General features: G+C 57.0%; 1 protein-coding gene and 1 pseudogene. Both read left to right on the top strand.

The annotated features are described in order from the left end of the window. Positions 1–13 precede the first annotated feature (13 nt). Positions 14–178, top strand: coding sequence for an ANTAR domain-containing protein (locus JF66_RS13700; RefSeq protein WP_255351534.1), 165 nt, complete (start codon positions 14–16; stop codon positions 176–178). Between the two features lie 133 nt (positions 179–311). Then, a pseudogene (locus JF66_RS13695) lies at positions 312–558 on the top strand (hypothetical protein); the annotation flags it as partial.

The raw sequence follows: 558 nt of genomic DNA, 5'->3' as shown, positions 1-558 counted from the left end.
ACTTCAGCATGCCCTGAACAGCCGGGTGCTCATCGAGCAGGCGAAGGGCGTTCTCGCCTACACTCACGAGATTCACATGGGTGAAGCATTCGATCTGATCAGGGAGTATGCACGAAAACACGGCATGGCCCTCTCCGACGTTGCGGAGCAGATCGTCGGCCGTCAGCTCGTTCTCTGAGGCATTGAGTTTCCCCGATGATTTCTCACCTTTAGCAAAGAATCCCCAATCCGTCACGGGTTGCGGCGTATAATGTGAGTAGCCACCCCAGACCCCGGTAGCACGCATTTTCGTGAGCTTTCAAGGGGTAGTGATGAAGCACTTGTACTATCCAGGCGGGTTCGTCCTGACGGGGAGCGAATTGGCGGATGCTATTCTCGTTTACGCTGAGGCGTTGTGCAACCGCCGACAGGTTGATGTCGTCGACATCCCGGTCGTGGGCACCGAAGGTCAGTTGTTGCGGGCACAGTTCCTGATCGGATCCGCGAGCCAGCTCGTCAGTGTTACCGCCGAGTCGGTCATGCCCGAATTGGTGGAGCCCGAAACCCTTGACTTCCTGA

Origin of the sequence: Cryobacterium sp. MLB-32, assembly GCF_000738085.1 — a bacterium.
GTDB lineage: Bacteria > Actinomycetota > Actinomycetes > Actinomycetales > Microbacteriaceae > Cryobacterium.
The sequence above is the reverse complement of the archived record's forward strand: the minus strand, read 5'-3'. Positions and strand labels throughout refer to the sequence as shown.